The sequence below is a fragment of the Streptomyces bungoensis genome (assembly GCF_001514215.1).
In the GTDB taxonomy this organism is placed as follows: domain Bacteria; phylum Actinomycetota; class Actinomycetes; order Streptomycetales; family Streptomycetaceae; genus Streptomyces; species Streptomyces bungoensis.
In genome coordinates, this window is record NZ_KQ948884.1 from 1 (window position 1) to 709 (window position 709).

General features: G+C 67.0%; 1 protein-coding gene. It reads left to right on the forward strand.

All coding sequences use genetic code 11. The annotated features are described in order from the left end of the window. Window positions 1-322: 322 nt before the first annotated feature. Window positions 323-709: YVTN family beta-propeller repeat protein (locus tag AQJ66_RS35610; protein ID WP_244163031.1), on the forward strand; the 387-nt coding region annotated here is incomplete at its 3' end.

Genomic DNA, 709 nt, shown 5'->3' on the forward strand with positions numbered 1-709 from the left:
AGCGCTGGTGCGTTACTTCCGCTATTGGACCCGGCGGGTTGCCCATCCCTTTCCGGGGGAGCTGGTCGGCGTCTGTTTCCGGCTCTAACGGAAGCTGACGCTGCTGGATGGGCACCCCTTGGAAGGGTTTGCCTCCCGCATCACGGTGTGCTCGACGCACACCACGGAGCGTGAGGCAGGCACCCCGCACCACGATCAGTGCAAGATCAAGGGGTGCGTCATGGCCAAGGCCTTTCAGGCAAGGTGGCGTCAACTACTGGGCATCGGACGAAACACAGCCCGTCGTGCCTCCGCCGCCCTGCTACTCGATCCGACCGTACCGGTGGGCAACTTCCCCACCGGGGTGGCCGTCAACTCCGCGGGAACACGCGCGTACGTCGCCAACGAGGGCGACGACACCGTCAGCGTCATCGACACCGCCACCAACACCGTCACCGCCACCATCAACGTCGGCAGCTCGCCGTTCGGCGTCGCGCTCACCCCCGACGGCGCGTTCGCCTACGTCACCAACGTCGCCTCCGACACCGTCAGCGTCATCGACACCGCCACCAACGCGGTCACCGCCACCGTCAACGTCGGCACCGCCCCCTTCGGCATCGCCGTCAACTCCGCGGGAACACGCGCGTACGCCGCCAACGAGGGCGACGACACCGTCAGCGTCATCGACACCGCCACCAACACCGTCACCGCCACCATCAACGTCGGCAGC